This window comes from Heliomarina baculiformis, from assembly GCF_019966545.1.
Lineage (GTDB): Bacteria > Pseudomonadota > Alphaproteobacteria > Rhodobacterales > Rhodobacteraceae > Heliomarina > Heliomarina baculiformis.
In genome coordinates, this window is the sequence record NZ_JAIMIC010000001.1 from 221,164 (window position 1) to 236,635 (window position 15,472).

Genomic DNA, 15,472 nt, shown 5'->3' on the forward strand with positions numbered 1-15,472 from the left:
GATGCCCCGCGCGGGGCTGGCGAAAGGAACGACCATGTATCAATACACTGATTTCGACCGTGATTTCCTTGCGGAACGCAACGCCCAGTTCCGCGCGCAGGTCGAGCGCCGCATCGACGGCTCGCTGACCGAGGACGAATTCAAGCCGCTGCGCCTGATGAACGGCGTCTACCTGCAATTGCACGCCTATATGCTGCGCGTGGCGATTCCCTATGGCACGCTGAACTCGGCGCAGATGCGCCATCTCGCCCTGCTGGCCGAAAAGTGGGACAAGGGTTATGGCCATTTCACCACCCGCCAGAACATCCAGTATAACTGGCCGCAACTGCGCGACATTCCCGATATGCTCGACGCGCTCGCCGAGGTCGGCCTGCACGCGATCCAGACCAGCGGCAACACGATCCGCAACGTGACGGCGGACCATTTCGCCGGGGCCGTGGGCGATGAAATCGCCGATCCACGCCCTGTCGCCGAACTGATCCGGCAATGGTCGACCGATCACCCGGAATTCCAGTTCTTGGGCCGCAAGTTCAAGATCGCCGTGACCGGGGCCGAGCATGACCGCGCCGTGACCCGCGCCCATGACATCGGGCTGCGCATGGTGCGCCGCAACGGTCAGCCGGGCTATGAGGTGATCGTCGGTGGCGGTCTGGGCCGAACGCCGATGATCGGCAAGGTGATCCGCGAGTTCCTGTCGCAAGAGGATCTGCTGCCCTATCTGGAATCCGTCCTTGCGGTTTATAACCAGCTTGGCCGCCGCGATAACAAGTACAAGGCGCGCATCAAGATCACCGTGCACGAAAACGGCATCGAAAAGATCCGCGAACTGGTCGAGGCCGAATTCCCCGCCCGTCGCGCTCGCTTCAGCGGTATCGATCAGGTGCTGCTTGCCAAGTTCGAGGCGGCCTTTGCCAACCCGGATTTCCGCACCGCCTCGACCGATGTCTACGACGTCGCGCACGGTTCCGACCCCGTGTTTCGTGCCTGGGCCGATACTAACCTCTTCGCGCACAAGGCGCCGGGCTATGCGATTGTTTCGATCAGCCTCAAGGCGCATGGCAAGACGCCCGGCGACGCCACGGCCGAGCAGATGCGCGTGATGGCGGATCTGGCCGAGCAATACGGCCATGACGAGCTGCGCATCAGCCATGAGCAGAACGTGATCCTGCCGCATGTCCACAAATCGGATCTGCCCGCTCTGCACGCGACGCTGAAAAAGCACGGGCTGGCGACGGCGAATATCGGCCTGATCTCCGATATCATCGCCTGCCCCGGCATGGACTACTGCGCGCTGGCCACCGCCCGGTCGATCCCGATCGCGCAGGAAATCGCAACCCGTTTCGACGAGCTGAAACTGGAACACGATGTCGGTCCGCTCAAGATCAAGATCTCGGGCTGCATCAATGCCTGCGGCCACCACCACGTCGGCCATATCGGCATTCTCGGGCTCGACCGCGCGGGCGTGGAAAACTACCAGATCACGCTGGGCGGTGACGGCACCGAGGACACGACCATCGGCGAACGCGCCGGTCCGGGTTTTTCGGCCGACGAGATCGTGCCTGCCATCGAACGGCTGGTGCTTGGCTATCTCGACCTGCGCGAAAGCCGCGAGGAAACCTTTCTCGACGCCTATCGCCGGTTGGGGGCTGCGCCTTTCAAGGCTGCGCTCTACCCCGAGGCCCGGGCCGATGCCGCTTGATCGCCCGATGATCCCCCCCTTGGACAAGGCGTCCGACGCACCGGTCGATCCCGTATTGGCCGAACGCGTCGCGGCGCTCAACACCCGGTTCCGCCACCACAGCGCGACCGAGGTGATGAAGGGTGCGCTGCGCGATGCGGGCCATATCGCGCTGGTGTCGAGTTTTGGCGCGGAATCCGTCGTGCTGTTGCACATGGCCGCCGTGATCGACCGCAAGGTGCCGGTGCTGTTCATCGACACCGAGATGCTGTTTACCGAAACGCTGGTCTACCAGTCCGAGGTGAGCGAACGTCTGGGACTGAAGAACGTGCGCATCATCCGTGCTGCGGATATTGCGAAGCATGACCCGGACAACACGCTGCGCCAGCGCGACACCGATGCCTGCTGCGCCCTGCGCAAAACCGTGCCGCTGAACAACGCGCTCGCGGAATTCGACGGCTGGATCACCGGGCGCAAACGGTTCCAGTCCGGCACCCGCGCCGCGCTCGATTTTTTCGAGGTCGAGGCGGGCACAGGCCGCATCAAGGTCAACCCGCTGGCGCATTGGGCCCCCGAGGACGTGCGCAACTACATGGAAGAAAACCGCCTGCCCCGTCACCCGCTGGTGGCCAAGGGCTATCCCTCGATCGGCTGCGCGCCCTGCACCTCGCCGGTGAAGCCCGGTGAAGACCCGCGTGCCGGGCGCTGGCGCGATCAGGAAAAGGAAGAATGCGGCATCCATTTTGTGAATGGCAAGATGGTGCGAACAGGAGCGACATCATGAGCTTTATCGTCAAAGATACCGGATTCACGTCCGACGACTGGAAGGGCGGCTTTGCCACCGCCGAGGAACGCCCGAACGAGGCCCGCGGACTCGACCTGCCCTCGGATGCGGATGTGACGGAGCTGGGCCCCCTGCTGGATCAGGTCGAGATGATCCGCGTGGATTTCCCGAGCTTTGCCGACGGGCGCGGGTTCACCATCGCGCGGCGACTGCGCCTGATGGGCTTTACCGGGCGGCTGCGGGCCAAGGGCCACGTGATCGCCGATCAATACGCGATGGCGCGCCGGTCCGGTTTCGACGAGGTCGAGATCGACGATGCGCTGGCTGCACGCCAACCGGAAGATCAGTGGCTGGCACGCGCGAATTGGCAGCAACATGACTATCAGGCAAGGCTGCGCGGCTAAACGCCCCTTCCCTTCGCCACTTTCAACGCTTACTGGAAAAAGGAGCCGGTCCCCGGGGCCGGTGTTCGCCTATGACCGAAATGAGACCTGTGACCGATACCGTGACCGAAGCCACTCCCGTCAAGACGCCCACCCTGCCCGACGCCCAGACCGTGACTTCGGTCAAGCACTGGACCGACCGGCTCTTTTCGTTCCGCGTGACGCGCCCGGCCTCGCTGCGCTTTCGCTCGGGCGAATTCGTGATGATCGGGTTGATGGGCGATCCGGATCCCAAGTCCGGCAAGCAAAAGCCACTGCTGCGCGCCTATTCCATCGCCTCACCCGCCTGGGACGACGAACTTGAATTCTATTCGATCAAGGTACAGGACGGCCCGCTGACATCGAAACTTCAGCACATTCAGCCCGGCGACCAGATCATCCTGCGGCCGAAACCCGTGGGCACGCTGGTGCATGACGCACTGCTGCCCGGCGAGCGTCTGTGGTTCTTCGCCACCGGCACCGGTTTTGCGCCCTTCGCCTCGCTCCTGCGCGAGCCTGAAACCTATGAGAAATACGACCAGATCATCATGACCCATACCTGCCGCGACGTGGCAGAGCTCGACTATGGCCGTGAACTTGTCGAAAGCCTCAAGGACGATCCGCTGATCGGCGAGCTGGTTGGCGACAAGGTCAAGTACTACCCGACCACCACCCGCGAGCAGAGCCCCAAGATGGGCCGCATCACCAACCTGCTGCGCGATGGCACCGTGTTTACCGATCTAGGGATCGAACCCATCAACCCCGAAACCGACCGGGGCATGGTCTGTGGCAGTCTCGATTTCAACAAGGATATGAAAGACGTGCTCGAAGGTTTTGGCCTGCGCGAAGGCGCCAATTCCGATCCCAAGGAATACGTGGTCGAAAAGGCCTTTGTCGGGTAATTCCTGCGCTCATTTGTGAACGGCAAAAGGCGACCCCGGGGTCGCCTTTTTCATATGAACTTGAAGCAGGTAAAACCGTTCAGAAGGATCAGTCCCGGTATCCCGGTGCCAGTGTTCCGGTGAAAACCAGCGTAAAGAACAACAAGGTCGGCAGGGAGGTTTCCCGAAACAGCGGCAGCGTGTCAAAAGCACGCGCATCCGCGAGCAGCAGCAAGAGAAGCCCCCCCGATACAATCACGCCCACGATCGCGGCGACAAAGCTGAAATCCGAATTCCGGTGCCACGTCGCCATCCGAAAGCACAGCAGCAGAAAGCCAAGCGAGGTGCCAGTTGCCATCCGGTCATCAAGACCGACGTTCACGCCGAACAACTCTTCGAGCTTCACGCCATACAGCAAGGTCGCCAACAGGATATTTATCCCGGCAATGGCGGAAACCGCGCCAAGCAGGAACATGCCCAGCACCCGGCAGCTGGCGGTTTTTTCCGTAAGCAGGTAGGCCGCACCGCAAGCCATGATGAAACAGATACTCGTACTTGGGACCATCGCATACGCATCCGAGCGCATCCGCACCAGCCAGTCGATATCCATTCCCCATCCGACCAGAAGGACAAGAAAGGCCAGCGCCCCGACGACTCCAAGCGCCTTTTCTGAAACATCGCGGAAAAGACTTATCCGTAGCATCCTCGAACACCCGAACTCTTGAAATGAAATGCACCGAATCTTTTCCAGACTCCGGCACGTCATGTAAAATACCCGGAAACGCGGCAGGTTCAAAATAAAATGGAACCTAATCGCACCGAAATGCGTTAGGTGACGCTGATGAGCGAATTCTGGGAATGATGCGGGTTTAACCTGCAAGATTTGCATCTCCGCAGGCTTTTCACCGGATTTGCGACTTGAACCGGAACACGCCTAAGATTAGGTTTGCACTTCATTAATTACAACGATCAAAGGACCGATTCCATAGCCCGCAGACCTCATAACGCGCCCCCGACCAGAGAAACCGGCCCGCGCGTCAACGAAAAGATCCGTGCCAACGAAATCCGCCTGATCGGCGCTGATGGCGACAATGTAGGCGTCGTGACACCCGAACGTGCGATGCAGATGGCCGAAGAAGCCGGCCTCGACCTTGTCGAGATCTCGCCGAACGCGACCCCGCCCGTCTGCAAGATCATGGATTTCGGCAAATTCAAGTACGAGACCCAGAAACGCGAGGCCGAGGCCCGCAAGAAGCAGAAGATCATCGAGGTCAAAGAGGTCAAGTTCCGTCCCAACACCGATACGCATGACTACGAAGTCAAAATGCGCAACGTGTTCAAGTTCCTGGAAAACGGTGACAAGGTAAAGATCACCCTGCGTTTCCGGGGCCGCGAGATGGCGCACCAGAACCTTGGCCGCGAGCTGCTGGAACGCGTCGCCGAAGACACCAAGGAAATCGGCAAGGTGGAAAACTTCCCCAAGATGGAAGGCCGCCAGATGATCATGCTGATCGGCCCGATGCCCAACAAGGGCTGAAGCGGATACCAGTTCAAAAAAAGCCCCGTTTTCACGGGGCTTTTTTTATTGTCTCGGGACACCGGGGCGCAACGCCCCGCCCCTCTCAGGCAGCAGCCGTCACCGCGCGCTTGGTCATCACACCGATCAGATGGGCCCGGTATTCGGACGAGCCGTGAATGTCCGAAATCATCCCCTCTGCCGACGCGCTCAAGCCCTCCAGCGCCGATGCCGAGAAATCGCCCGACAGCGCCTCTTCCGCCTCCGTCCAGCGAAAGACGCCTTCATTGGAGGCCCCCGTCACAGCAACCCGCACGCCGCCCGCGTATTTCGCGACAAACACCCCGACCAGCGGGAAACGCGACGCGGGCTGCTCGAACTTCTGATAATTTGACTTCTCCGGGATCGGGAGCTTCACCGCCGTGATGATCTCGCCCTCTTCCAGTGCCGTGGTGAACATGCCCTGGAAGTAGTCATCCGCCGCGATCTCGCGCCGGTCGGTCACCACCGTCCCGCCAGACGCCAGCAATGCCGCCGGGTAACAGGCCGAAGGGTCATTATTGGCAAGGCTTCCGCCCATGGTGCCGCGATTGCGCACCGCCGGGTCACCGATCTTCGACGCAAGCCCGGCCAAGCCCGGGTAATCGGCCGATGCCTCGCGTGCCACCGTACCATGGGTAGTGCCGCCGCCGATGACCAGCTGATCGCCGTCCTTCTTCACGCCCTTGATCTCGTCGATTGCCGTCAGGCTCACCAGCTTCGACGGCATCGCAAGGCGCTGCTTCATCGTCGGCAGCAGTGTCTGACCGCCACCCAGCGCCTGCGCATCCTCTTCGGACAGCGCCTTGACAGCATCCGCGACCGTCGTGGGCTGCTCAAACTCGAAATTATACATCCGTTCGCTCCTTGAAAAACCGGGATCTTTCCCGTTTTCCTCTTGCTCCAAATACTCCGGGGGTCCGGGGGCTGGCCCCCGGCTCCGCCGCTTTCCCTCAGCCCGACGCCCCGCCGAGCGAACGCCCCTCTGCCGTTCCGTGCCCCGTAGCGGACGCGCGGTTCATCGCGGCCCAGACCCGGGCGGGTGACATGGGCATGTCGATATGAGGCACATCCTTACCGCCCGAGTTCAGCGCGTCAATCACCGCGTTGACGACTGACGGGGGTGATCCGATAGCCCCGGCCTCGCCGCAGCCTTTTACCCCCAGCGGGTTATGGGTACAGGGCGTGGCGCAGGAATGATCCACCTCGAAATTCGGCAGATCCGAGGCGCGCGGCATGGCGTAATCCATATAGCTTGCCGAGAGCAACTGCCCGTTCTCGTCATAAACACAGTTCTCGAGCAGCGCCTGCCCGATTCCCTGAGCAAGGCCACCATGGACCTGTCCCGACACGATCATCGGGTTGACCACATTGCCGAAATCATCCGCCGCCATCATCCGCTCGATGGTCACCTTGCCGGTGTCCGGATCGACCTCGACCTCGCAGGCATAGGCGCCCGAAGGGTAGGTAAAGTTGCTCGGATCGTAAAAGGCGGTTTCCTCCAGCCCCGGCTCGAGATCTTCGAGCGGGTAGTTATGCGGCACATAGGCCGCGAGGCATACATCGCCCCAGGCCACGGATTTATCCGTGCCGGCAACGCTGAACGCCCCGTCTTTCAGCTCGATATCCGCGTCCGAGGCTTCCATCAGGTGGGCCGCGATCTTCTTGGCCTTGTTGATGACCTTTTCTGCGGCGCGCACCATGGCCGACCCGCCAACGGCGAGCGAGCGCGAGCCATAGGTGCCCATACCCATCGGCGTATTGGCCGTATCGCCATGCACGATCTCGATCATGCTTTCATCGATGCCGATCATCTCGGCGATCACCTGCGGAAAGGCCGTCTCATGCCCCTGCCCGTGGCTGTGCGAGCCTGTCATCACCACAAGCCCGCCGGTCGCGTTGACCCGCACCGTGGCTGATTCATAAAGCCCCGCCCGCGCGCCAAGCTGCCCGACAAGGTTCGACGGCGCGATGCCGCAGGCCTCGATATAGCAGTTGATGCCCAGACCGCGCAGCTTGCCCTTGGCCTCACTTTGCCTGCGCCGCTCGGCAAAACCCGCGATGTCGGCCATCTCTTCCAGCTTGTCCATCGTCGCGCCGTAATCGCCAGTGTCATAGGTCACCGCGACAGGCGTGTCATAAGGGAACTCGGTGATGAAATTCTGGCGGCGCAGCGCGATGGGATCGACCCCAAGCTCGCGCGCCGCCTTGTCGATCACCCGTTCCAGCTGATAAGTCGCCTCGGGCCGCCCGGCACCGCGATAGGCATCCACAGGCACGGTGTTGGTGAACACGGCTTTGACGTTCACATAGATGTTCGGCGTCTTGTAATTCCCCGCCATCAACACCCCGTGCAGCCACGTGGGCACGCTGGGCGCAAAAGTCGACAGATACGCGCCCATATTGGCGTGGGTCTCGGTCCGGACGGCGGTAAAGTTGTTATCCGCATCCAGCGCCAGCTCGATCTTCGTCACGTGATCGCGCCCATGGGCATCCGAGATAAACGCCTCGGACCGCGAACTGGTCCATTTTACCGGGCGGTTGATCGCCTTGGCGGCAAAGGTACAGAACGCCTCTTCGGCATAGTGAAAGATCTTGGTGCCGAAACCGCCGCCCACATCGGGCGCCACAACACGAAGCTTGTGCTCGGGGATCCCCAGCACAAAGGCGCCCATAAGCAGGCGGATCACATGCGGGTTCTGCGAGGTGGTATACAGCGTCGAATTGCCGGTGCCGCGCTCGAAATCACCCACGGCGACGCGCGGCTCCATCGGGTTGGCCACAAGCCGGTTGTTGACCAGTTCAAGCGTGGTCACATGGGCTGCGTTCTGGATGGCTTCCTCCACCGCGCCCTTGTTTTCCTCGACGAAACCCCAGTCATAGCAAAGGTTCGAGGTCAGGTCGTCATGCACCTTGGTGGCACCTTCCTTCAGCGCCTCTTTCATGTTGATGACGGCGGGCAGCTCCTCAAGATCGACCTCGATCGCCTCAACCGCATCGCGGGCCTGCTCGGCGGTATCGGCCACCACGGCGGCAATCGGATCGCCCACATGGCGCACCTTGCCCTGTGCCAGTACCGGATGCGGCGGCTCCTGCATGACCTCGCCGTGGCGGTCGGTCACCTGCCAGCCGCATGGCAACCCGCCGATGCCTTCGAAATCCTTGCCGGTAAAGATCCGCACCACGCCGGGCATTGCCTCGGCGGCGTTGGTATCAATGCCGTTGATCTTTCCGTGCGCCACGTCCGAACGCAGGAAATGCACATAGGCCTGTCCGCGAATATTGATGTCGTCGGTATAGTTCCCGGCTCCGGTCAAAAACCGCACGTCTTCGCGCCGCTTGCTGCTGGCGCCGATGCCGCTGTCCTTTGGCATGGGTAAACTCCTCCCTGGGTGGTGCACGTCTCCGGTGCACCGATGATTGCTGCCCCGCCTTCCCTTTCACCTCTTGTCAGGTGTCCTCCAAAGGGATCGGCAGGCCTGTTGGCGGTCAGCCCGTCCGGGCAAGACTGCGATGTTATTCAGCGGCGATGGCGCCGACATCCTGACCGGAAGCCGCGAGGACCGCCTTGACGATGTTATGGTATCCGGTGCAGCGACAGATATTGCCCTGCAGGTAATTGCGGATCTCGGACTCGCTTGGCTTGGGGTTCTCCTTGAGCAGCGCCGCCGCGCTCATCACCATGCCCGGCGTGCAGAAGCCGCATTGCAGCCCGTGATGATCCTGAAACGCCTGCTGGATCACGTTGAGCGAGCCGTCCGCATTGGCCTGACCTTCGATGGTGGCCACATCGGCCCCTTCCGCTTCGAGCGCGAGCATGGTGCAGGATTTCACCGCGTCGCCATTCACATGCACAAGACAGGCACCGCATTGCGAGGTGTCGCAGCCCACATGCGTTCCGGTCAGACCGGCCTGTTCGCGCAGGAAGCTGACCAGCAGAGTGCGGCCCTCGACCTCGCCGGAAACGGATTTTCCGTTCACCGTCATTTTCACAGATGTCATTCAGATCCTCCCTCGGGATTAAGTGCTTATCAATTAGTTAAACACGAGGCCAAAGGATTGAGAACCGAAATTTTCTGCGCCTTTGGTCTAATGGCCGTTCGCGGTCGATGCTGACCGTTCCGGCATCACCCTTGGGTCTTGCCCGACCTCGGCTGCGGGCGGGTCGGGATTTCCTTAAGTAGGCCGCCCACCCCCATCTCCGCGATTCCGGCGCTGGTGACCTCCAGCCCGCAGAGCGTTCTTTCGATGACCCAGTCAATGCCGCTCAGCGCCGGCGAGCGTGCGCTGCCCGGCAGGCCGATCACCGGACGCTTGCGCCTGTCGGCCCCAAGATGGCCGAGAAACAACAGGTTGCCGGGATCAACGGGCATGCCGAAGCGGATCATCGTGCCACCGGCGGCGCGCAGCGCCTCGGGCGCGATGTCATGCGGATCGGAGGTGGCCGAGCCGGTGAGGATCAGAACAAGGTCTTCGGTGGTCTCGGCAATGGCCGCCGCGAGGGCCTCGGTTGCATGGGGCACGGTGCGGCGCAGTGACAGGGTCACGCCCATCCGCTCCATCCTCGCGTGCATCATCCGCCAGCCCTTGTCGCCTGCATCGCGCGAGACCAGCGTTTCAATCAGCACGGCCGTTTTCAGGGCCACCGGCGCAATGTGCACCGCGCCGAGCGCCTCGGCGCAGGCAGCTTGTAGATGGCTTTCAGGAACGGCGTATGAAATGATCTTGACCGTCGCCACCATGCCGCCCGCGTCCATGCGTTGCCAGCGCGGGACCGTGGCAAGCGTGATCATCGGCTGCACCGCGTTGACCGCATTCACCCGCGCCGCGTCGATCACTGCCACGCCGGGGTGGTTGGCAAGCAGGTTGACCCGCCCGGTGAAAGGTTCGCTCAGATGCACCCCGGCGCCTGCCGGGTCGGGCACCAGCGCGTGGGCCAAACGGAGGGCCGAGGCATCCTCGCCGATATCGCCGGGTTCAAGCTGCGCGACAGTGATTTCGTACCAGCCCTCGGCCAGCAGCGCCGCCAAATCCTGCTTAGCTAGCAGCTTGCCTTTGCGCAGCCGCCCGCCGGCCAGTTGCACAGAATGCGCAAGGACGTGACCCTGCGCCTTTTCGGTGGGGATCACACCGAATTTCATCCCTTGCGCAGCACCTGTGTCATCTGAGCCAGCACCGCAACCGCGATTTCCGACGGGCCAGCCGCCCCGATATCAAGCCCGATGGGGCCGTGTATGCGGGCGATGTCCTCATCCGTCATCCCCTCGGCCTTCATCCGTTCTACCCGCTTGGCATGTGTGCGGGTCGAACCGAGCGCGCCGATGTAGAACACATCCGAACGCAGCGCGGCGATCAATGCCGGGTCGTCGAGCTTGGGGTCATGGGTCAGCAAAACAAGCGCGGTGCGGGCGTCGAGCCCCAGTTCGGCCACCGCTTCGTCCGGCCAGTCGTGGCGCAGGGTCACACCCGGAAAGCGCGCTTCGGAGGCGAAGGTTTCACGCGGGTCGATCACCGCCGGGTCATAGCCCGCGATCTGCGCCATCGGCACCAGCGCCTGCGCGATATGCACAGCCCCGACCACGATCAGCCTTAGTGGCGGGTTGTGAACGTCGACGAAAGTCTCTCCGTCTTCCTCGAAACCGGACCGGTCCATGCGCAGCCGGTTCGCATAGCCGTCGCGGACGATACGGCGCGCGCCACTATTGATGTTCACCTCGTAGACAAGACTTTCCCGCCCCGACCGCGCCTCGACCAGTTCGGCCAAAATCGCCTCGGGCAACGCCGCGCCGACGGGTTCGACCAGCACGCGGATCGTGCCGCCACAGGCAAGCCCGACGGCAAAGGCATCGTCATCGCTCACCCCGAATTCTAGCAACCGATGCCTGCCGTCCTCGATCGCCTCGAGCGCCTCGACGATCACCGCGCCTTCGACACAGCCGCCCGAGACCGAACCTTCGATCTGCCCGCCGCCGCCGACCACAAGCTGTGCGCCAACGCGGCGCGGGGCGCTGCCCCATGTCTCGACCACCGTCGCCAGCGCCGCGCCGGTGCCGTCGCGAAACCAGTTGAGGGCGGTTTCCGGGATATTGTCGAAACGATCCATCGGTGTCTCCTTCTGGGCCGGTGATATCCGTACACCACCTGTACACCCCCTGTGCAGCACGCGTCGGACAAATCCGATATGGGTGCGCAGGAACTAGAAAGCAAAATGGCCGACCGCTGGCAACAGCGATCGGCCTGATCCCGCGCTAAGGCGCGAATGCTTAGTTCAGCAGCGGGGTGATCCGACGCACCGCAACCCGGCGGTTGGCGCTTTCAGCGGTTGCCGTCGGCACCTTGAGGTCGGATTCACCATAGCCCTGCACCACGAGGTTTTCCGGCGGCACGTCGAAATACTCGGTGAGTGCCAGCGCGACGGTTTCCGCGCGACGGTCGGACAGCGCAAGGTTCAGCCCGGCAGTGCCGACCGCGTCGGTATGGCCTTCGATCAGGAAGACGTCAGCAGGGTTCTTCTGGATCGCATCACGCATGGCCGCGCCCAGCGCGGCAAGGTCCTGCGCCTGATCCGGACGTATCACCGACGAGCCGGTTTCAAAGTTCACGTTATCGACTTCGATCTCGGGCACCAGACGACGCACCGCATCAATGTTCCGGATCTGCGACAGTGAGAAGCGGCGTTCGATCTGGTCGCTTTGTGTGGCCTGCATCGCAAGTTGCAGGTCGTTGCGGCTTACGTTGTTGTTGTAATAGACGGAATCGCCGCGATAGGTCGGCAGTTCACTGACCTGAACCGACTCCACTTGGCGGGTGTCATCGAAGAGCGTGACTTCGCGCCCATCGGGCAGGATACGCGTGCGGCGCAGCACACGCCCGTCGGCGGCGCGGATCGTCACGACCTGGCTGCCATCGGCATTGGTCACGTAGTTACGGGTCGACCCATCATTGAAGGTCTCGGTGCGCAATTCGCTGCCCGGACGCTGCAAGAGAATGTCATCGTCCTTGATGACGCGCAGACCGTTGTCGCCTTGAACAACAGCGCGGTCACCAGAATTGGTTACGACCTTGTCGTTGTTCTTGAGCAGCTGGCTGATTGCCAGCGCGCCGGCGCCGAGGATGGCAATCTTGCCAAGGTCCGAGATGCCGTCATCGTCGTCTTCGACGACCTGATTGGCCGTGGTGTTGAATTCCTGGCTCGAGCTACGCACGTCGCCTTTTTCGATCCGGCGCGTGGTCACGTCGCCTTCGCCTTCGCTGCTGGCGGCTGCGGTTTCGGTCTGGATTTCGGCGGCAGCATCGGCCTGTGCCTGACTATCCATTTCCGGGGCCGCGTCCTGGTCGGCGGCGCGTTCGGCCTGACGCTCGGCTTTTCGCTCCGCTTTGCGTTCGGCCTTGCGCTCTGCCTTGCGTTCCTCGGCGGTCATCTCTGTGGTCGCTTCGGTCGTGTCGGCATTCTGCTGATTTGCATCTGCGGCCTGCTGTTGCTCGGTCTCTACAGCCTGCTCCGTTTCAGCATTTGCTTCCTGTGCGGCAATGGCGTCAGCAGCGGCCTTTTCAGCCTCGGCTTCGCGTTCCGCCTGACGTTCAGCTTTCCGCTCTGCCTTGCGTTCCGCTTTTCGCTCGGCCTTTTCGGCAGCCTTCTGGGCTTCGGCCTGATTTTCAAGACGCTCTTGCTGTTCGGCCTTTTCCAACTGGGGATCGGCGTCGCCCTGCGCGTAGACCGCGTGCGGCATGGCAAGAGATCCGGCGATCAGCAGCGCCGTCGTGGATTTCAAAACCTGTTTCATCATACTCGTCCTTGTACAAACTAAACTTTCGACGTGTCGGTAAACGCGACGGACGGCGTTGGGTTGCATCACAATCAAGTAAATGCCCGCTTTCAGCGTGCGATTAGGAGTCGAGAAGATCCATAAGACGCTGTTTTTCCCCGTGATCTTCGCTGCGAGATATCTGGGCGGCCAGTTCTTCGAGCGATGCGATGGAATGGCCCGCGCGAAAACTGTCCACATGGGGCAGCATCGCCGCAATGCCGCGGGCCTTGGGCGCGAAGCCATCCCAGCGCAACAGCGGATTGAGCCAGATCAGCCGCCGCGCCGACAGGTGCAACCGATCGGTTTCGCGGGCCAGCGCCTCGGGGTCGCCCCGGTCGAGCCCGTCGGTGATCAGCAGCACCACGGCGCCCTGCCCCATCACCCGACGCGACCAGTCGCGGTTGAATTCATGCAGGCAAGCGCCGATGCGGGTGCCGCCCTCCCAGTCCTGCGCATCGGCTCCGGCGGATTTCAGCGCCGCGTCCACATCGCGGGTGTTGAGGTGACGGGTGATGTTGGTGAGCCTTGTGCCAAAGGTGAAGGCGTGCACCCGCGACCAGCCCGCCCCGCGATTATTGGCGACCGCATGCAGGAAATGCAGGATCAGCCGGGAATACTGGCTCATCGAGCCCGAGATATCGCAGAGCGCGACGAGGTTGGGCCAGCGCGGTCGCGGTTCGCGCCGCGCGAGCGTGCGGAATTCGCCGCCCTGCCGCAGGGAAATGCGCAAGGTGCCACGCCAGTCGATCCGGGGGCCGAGCGGCGCGGCCTGCAAACGGCGCGACAGGATCGGTTTGACCGGAAGGGTCAACCGGGCAAGCATCCGCTTGGCCTCGGCGATTTCCTCGGTGCTCATCTGTTCGAAGTCGAGGCTGCGCAGGCGTTCCTCGCCGGACATGGTCTGGCTCGCGTCGATCTCGATCAGGATCTCGTCTTCGGCGGCTTCGTCGCTGTCGGGCGGTTCCGGCCCCTGCCCGTCGAGCAGCGCCTCGGCTGCGCGTTTTTCTGCGGCGTCGGCGGTGCGTTCCTCCTGCACACCCCGGATCGCAGGCAGCATCATCGCCATCATGTGTTCGAGATAGCGCGGATCGCGCCAGTAGAGCCGGAACACCTGCGCAAAGACGAGACGATGTTCCGGGCGCGACACGAAACAGGCGTGCAGCACCCAGTAGAAGTCGGCCTTTTCGGTAAAGCCCGCCGCCTCGACCGCGCGGATCGCGTCGATCACCCGACCTGGCCCCACCGGCAGCCCCGCCTTTCGCAGCGCACGGGCGAAATGGAGGATATTTTGCGCCAGCTTCGGGTGTTCGGGGAGATCGAGGGGGATGTATTCGGTCATGCCGGACGGGACCAGGGGGGCTCTGCCCCCCCGCGCTTTGCGCGGTCCCCCGGGATATTTTTGACCCAAAGAAGCATCAGGCGGGGGCGAGCGAGGCGCGGGCCTGATCGAGGATACGTTTGGCCTCGGAGCCCTGCAATTTGCGGATGTCGTCCTGATATTTGAGGATCGCGCCCAGCGTGTCCGAGATCAGTTCGGGGCTGAGATTGATCACGTCGAGGGCGAGCAGGCATTTCGCCCAGTCGATCGTTTCCGCGACGCCGGGTTTCTTGAAGAGGTCCTCGGTCCGCAATTCCTGCACGAATGCGATGATCTCGCGGCTGAGGTTTTCGGCGGCTTCGGGGGCGCGGGCCTTGAGGATGTCCAGTTCGCGGTCGAAATCCGGGTAGTCGACCCAGTGATAGAGGCAGCGGCGTTTCAGCGCGTCATGGACTTCACGGGTACGGTTGGAGGTGAGGATGACGATGGGCGGTTCGGGGGCTTTGATTGTGCCGATTTCCGGGATGGTGACCTGGAAATCCGAGAGAGCTTCGAGCAGGAAGGCCTCAAACGGTTCATCGGTGCGGTCGAGTTCGTCGATGAGCAGGATCGGGGCGCCGCGCGGATCGGGGCGCATGGCGTCGAGCAGCGGACGTTCGGTGAGGAATTCATCGCTGAAGAGTTCCGCCTGAAGCGCCTTGCGGTCGGCGGTGCCGCTGGCCTCGGCGGTGCGGATCGCCACCATCTGGGCGGGGAAGTTCCATTCATAGACCGCGCTTGCGGCATCGAGACCTTCGTAGCATTGCAGCCGGATCAGGCGACGATCGAGGCCGGCGGCGAGCGCCTTGGCGATCTCGGTCTTGCCCACGCCTGCCTCGCCTTCGAGAAAGAGCGGGCGGCCCAGTTTCAGCGACAGGAACACGACCGTCGCGAGGGCGCGACCGCAGATGTAATCCTGTCCGGCCAGCATGGTCTGAACAGCGTCGATGGAGTCTGGAAATTTCATGTTGCCTCCCCGTGATCGGG

At 62.4% G+C, this 15,472-nt stretch carries 14 protein-coding genes; 5 read left to right on the forward strand and 9 right to left on the reverse strand.

Annotated features, from left to right (window positions below; genetic code table 11):
• Positions 1-34: 34 nt before the first annotated feature.
• The 4 genes from MF268_RS01045 (at position 35) to MF268_RS01060 (ending at position 3,786) form a co-directional block, all read left to right on the forward strand.
• Complete coding sequence (locus MF268_RS01045; protein WP_238369058.1) at positions 35-1,699, forward strand: nitrite/sulfite reductase; 1,665 nt, start codon at positions 35-37, stop codon at positions 1,697-1,699.
• A 7-nt stretch (positions 1,700-1,706) separates the two neighbouring features.
• Positions 1,707-2,462, forward strand: coding sequence for a phosphoadenylyl-sulfate reductase (locus MF268_RS01050; RefSeq protein ID WP_238369059.1), 756 nt, complete (start codon positions 1,707-1,709; stop codon positions 2,460-2,462).
• Positions 2,459-2,866 carry a DUF934 domain-containing protein gene (locus MF268_RS01055; RefSeq protein ID WP_238369060.1) on the forward strand — a complete coding sequence of 136 codons (408 nt, stop codon included), beginning with the start codon at positions 2,459-2,461 and terminating at the stop codon, positions 2,864-2,866. The genes MF268_RS01050 and MF268_RS01055 overlap by 4 nt, the downstream gene beginning before the upstream one ends.
• 71 nt (positions 2,867-2,937) lie before the next feature.
• On the forward strand, positions 2,938-3,786 hold the full coding sequence (locus tag MF268_RS01060) for a ferredoxin--NADP reductase (RefSeq protein WP_238369061.1): 849 nt from the start codon (positions 2,938-2,940) through the stop codon (positions 3,784-3,786).
• An 88-nt stretch (positions 3,787-3,874) separates the two neighbouring features.
• Here MF268_RS01060 and MF268_RS01065 read toward each other — a convergent pair whose 3' ends face one another.
• Positions 3,875-4,468, reverse strand: coding sequence for a hypothetical protein (locus MF268_RS01065; protein WP_238369062.1), 594 nt, complete (start codon positions 4,466-4,468; stop codon positions 3,875-3,877).
• A gap of 243 nt (positions 4,469-4,711) precedes the next feature.
• Between MF268_RS01065 and infC the strand changes: the two genes are divergently transcribed.
• Positions 4,712-5,302: a translation initiation factor IF-3 gene (gene infC / locus MF268_RS01070; RefSeq protein WP_238369063.1), complete on the forward strand. Its 591-nt coding sequence runs from the start codon at positions 4,712-4,714 to the stop codon at positions 5,300-5,302.
• A gap of 85 nt (positions 5,303-5,387) precedes the next feature.
• Here the strand turns inward: infC and MF268_RS01075 are convergent, their stop codons facing one another.
• From MF268_RS01075 to MF268_RS01110, 8 genes are all read right to left on the reverse strand, one after another.
• Positions 5,388-6,176 carry an FAD binding domain-containing protein gene (locus MF268_RS01075; RefSeq protein ID WP_238369064.1) on the reverse strand — a complete coding sequence of 263 codons (789 nt, stop codon included), beginning with the start codon at positions 6,174-6,176 and terminating at the stop codon, positions 5,388-5,390.
• A 97-nt stretch (positions 6,177-6,273) separates the two neighbouring features.
• Positions 6,274-8,694: a xanthine dehydrogenase family protein molybdopterin-binding subunit gene (locus MF268_RS01080; RefSeq protein ID WP_238369065.1), complete on the reverse strand. Its 2,421-nt coding sequence runs from the start codon at positions 8,692-8,694 to the stop codon at positions 6,274-6,276.
• Between the two features lie 142 nt (positions 8,695-8,836).
• Positions 8,837-9,322, reverse strand: a complete 486-nt coding sequence (locus MF268_RS01085; protein WP_238369066.1) for a (2Fe-2S)-binding protein — start codon at positions 9,320-9,322, stop codon at positions 8,837-8,839.
• Between the two features lie 125 nt (positions 9,323-9,447).
• On the reverse strand, positions 9,448-10,461 hold the full coding sequence (locus MF268_RS01090; protein WP_238369067.1) for a molybdopterin-binding protein: 1,014 nt from the start codon (positions 10,459-10,461) through the stop codon (positions 9,448-9,450).
• A complete protein-coding gene (locus MF268_RS01095) occupies positions 10,458-11,423 on the reverse strand; it encodes an XdhC family protein (RefSeq protein ID WP_238369068.1) in 966 nt (321 codons plus the stop codon). The genes MF268_RS01090 and MF268_RS01095 overlap by 4 nt, the downstream gene beginning before the upstream one ends.
• A 160-nt stretch (positions 11,424-11,583) precedes the next feature.
• Complete coding sequence (locus tag MF268_RS01100) at positions 11,584-13,104, reverse strand: OmpA family protein (protein WP_238369069.1); 1,521 nt, start codon at positions 13,102-13,104, stop codon at positions 11,584-11,586.
• A 103-nt stretch (positions 13,105-13,207) separates the two neighbouring features.
• The gene (locus MF268_RS01105; protein WP_238369070.1) at positions 13,208-14,467 is read right to left on the reverse strand and encodes a vWA domain-containing protein; all 1,260 of its coding nucleotides are present in this window, start codon (positions 14,465-14,467) and stop codon (positions 13,208-13,210) included.
• A gap of 76 nt (positions 14,468-14,543) precedes the next feature.
• Positions 14,544-15,452, reverse strand: a complete 909-nt coding sequence (locus MF268_RS01110; RefSeq protein ID WP_238369071.1) for an AAA family ATPase — start codon at positions 15,450-15,452, stop codon at positions 14,544-14,546.
• Between the last annotated feature and the right edge of the window lie 20 nt (positions 15,453-15,472).

Coding starts and splice junctions, on each gene's coding strand:
- MF268_RS01045 (WP_238369058.1), top strand. CDS start 35: ATGTATCAATACACTGATTTCGACCGTGATTTCCTTGCGGAACGCAAC.
- MF268_RS01050 (WP_238369059.1), top strand. CDS start 1,707: ATGATCCCCCCCTTGGACAAGGCGTCCGACGCACCGGTCGATCCCGTA.
- MF268_RS01055 (WP_238369060.1), top strand. CDS start 2,459: ATGAGCTTTATCGTCAAAGATACCGGATTCACGTCCGACGACTGGAAG.
- MF268_RS01060 (WP_238369061.1), top strand. CDS start 2,938: ATGACCGAAATGAGACCTGTGACCGATACCGTGACCGAAGCCACTCCC.
- MF268_RS01065 (WP_238369062.1), bottom strand. CDS start 4,468: ATGCTACGGATAAGTCTTTTCCGCGATGTTTCAGAAAAGGCGCTTGGA.
- MF268_RS01075 (WP_238369064.1), bottom strand. CDS start 6,176: ATGTATAATTTCGAGTTTGAGCAGCCCACGACGGTCGCGGATGCTGTC.
- MF268_RS01080 (WP_238369065.1), bottom strand. CDS start 8,694: ATGCCAAAGGACAGCGGCATCGGCGCCAGCAGCAAGCGGCGCGAAGAC.
- MF268_RS01085 (WP_238369066.1), bottom strand. CDS start 9,322: ATGACATCTGTGAAAATGACGGTGAACGGAAAATCCGTTTCCGGCGAG.
- MF268_RS01090 (WP_238369067.1), bottom strand. CDS start 10,461: ATGAAATTCGGTGTGATCCCCACCGAAAAGGCGCAGGGTCACGTCCTT.
- MF268_RS01095 (WP_238369068.1), bottom strand. CDS start 11,423: ATGGATCGTTTCGACAATATCCCGGAAACCGCCCTCAACTGGTTTCGC.
- MF268_RS01100 (WP_238369069.1), bottom strand. CDS start 13,104: ATGAAACAGGTTTTGAAATCCACGACGGCGCTGCTGATCGCCGGATCT.
- MF268_RS01105 (WP_238369070.1), bottom strand. CDS start 14,467: ATGACCGAATACATCCCCCTCGATCTCCCCGAACACCCGAAGCTGGCG.
- MF268_RS01110 (WP_238369071.1), bottom strand. CDS start 15,452: ATGAAATTTCCAGACTCCATCGACGCTGTTCAGACCATGCTGGCCGGA.